This is a genomic window from Streptomyces sp. UW30, assembly GCF_008042075.1.
Classification (GTDB): domain Bacteria; phylum Actinomycetota; class Actinomycetes; order Streptomycetales; family Streptomycetaceae; genus Streptomyces.
Genome location: NZ_RDBN01000035.1, coordinates 1 through 1412 on the forward strand (window position 1 = coordinate 1; position 1412 = coordinate 1412).

The following is a 1412-nucleotide window of genomic DNA, read 5'->3' on the forward strand; positions in this document are numbered from 1 at the left end:
GGATCACACCGGGCCAGTACGTCACCCGGGTCCGCGTCGAGGCGGCCCGCACGCTGCTTGAGTCATGTGACGTCGGTGTGGAGGCCGTGGCCCGTCGCTGCGGCCTGGGTTCCGACGAGACCATGCGCCGCGCGTTCCTCCAGGTCCTCGGCACCACTCCCACCGCATACCGGCAACGTTTCGCCCATCCGTAGAGGAGACCTGATGTCCCGTCCCGTTCCCCGCCGTGCCGTGCTGGGCGGTGCCGTGGTCGGCGCCGCCAGCGTCGTGATCGGCGCGCCAGCCGCCAACGCGAGCCAAACTGACGCTGACCTGTCCTTTCCCGCCACGCGGGTGGCTCGGCAGGCCCACAAGCTGGTGACTGACACACAGCAACCGTTCCTGCGCAACCACAGCCTGCGCAGTTTCCTGTTCGCTCGCGCGGCAGCAGGTCAACAGGGCAAGCGACCCAACGAGGACTACGACCTCGAAGTGGTCTACCTCATCTGCGTGCTGCACGACATGGGGCTGACCGACGAAGGAAACACCGACCAGCGGTTCGAGCTCGCCGGCGCCGACCTCGCCGCACGGTTCCTGGAAGAGCACGGCCGTCGAGCGAGGTCAGCCGGACCCGATGGATCCGCCCGCACTGTTCAGGACCTGCACCGGCCCGGCGAGATCGAGCAACACCACGCCCTCACTCACCACAACCACGACATCGCGCCGGTCCTCATCAGCCACAACCCCAAGTCTCACCAGGAAACGAAAGGGCCACAAGGACAGCCAACCCACAGATCCGGACAGCCACCGCACCACAACACCCGTGCGAATCAGCCCCCCCCGCACCCGAACACACGACGAAACGACAACGCGTCGGTGTCCTTGATGTTCCGGGATGCTCAGGGTGTCACCTGTGAGATAGGTGACGTCGAAAGTGAGTCGGTCTGCGGTCGCCACGCAAGGTAGCCGCGCGGAAGGGGGCCCCGGTCTTCGGGGCCCCTGGGGGTCTCAGCCGAGTCCGTCTGCGCCGACTTGCACGGCGGACTCGTCGAGCACGGCATCTGAGACGGTCTGAGGTCGTCCATCCAGGTCCAGGACGGGCGTTGCCTCCTTGTACCAGGACTCGATCACGGCGTTGCCCCAGAAGTCACGGCGACGGTCGTCGTGCACGTTCCACCGGAACGTCTCGTGGTCCGGGTCACCGGTGTAGTAGTCGGAGGTGTAGATCTCGACGCGGTGACCGTCCGGGTCCCTGAGGTACAGGTAGAAGGCGTTGGAGACGCCGTGCCGCCCCGGGCCGCGCTCGATGTGGTGCTCCTTGCGCAGCGAGCCGAAGATGTCGGCACAGCGCAGGACCTGGTGGGATTCGTGGGTGGCGACGCCCAGATGGTGCAGGTGGGGGCTGATTCGCACGGGTGTTGTGGTGCGGTGGC

General features: G+C 66.8%; 3 protein-coding genes. 2 read left to right on the forward strand and 1 reads right to left on the reverse strand.

Going from position 1 to position 1412, the window contains the following annotated elements:
- Together EAO75_RS18410 and EAO75_RS45940 are read left to right on the forward strand one after the other, a co-directional pair.
- On the forward strand, positions 1–194 hold a 194-nt coding region (locus EAO75_RS18410), incomplete at its 5' end, for a helix-turn-helix domain-containing protein (protein ID WP_147996180.1).
- A gap of 10 nt (positions 195–204) precedes the next feature.
- Entirely contained in the window at positions 205–945 is a 741-nt protein-coding gene (locus EAO75_RS45940; protein ID WP_187284502.1) for a hypothetical protein, read from the forward strand.
- Positions 946–987: 42 nt separating this feature from the next.
- Here the strand turns inward: EAO75_RS45940 and EAO75_RS18420 are convergent.
- A partial coding sequence (locus EAO75_RS18420) for a VOC family protein (RefSeq protein ID WP_187284503.1) occupies positions 988–1412 on the reverse strand: 425 nt, incomplete at its 5' end.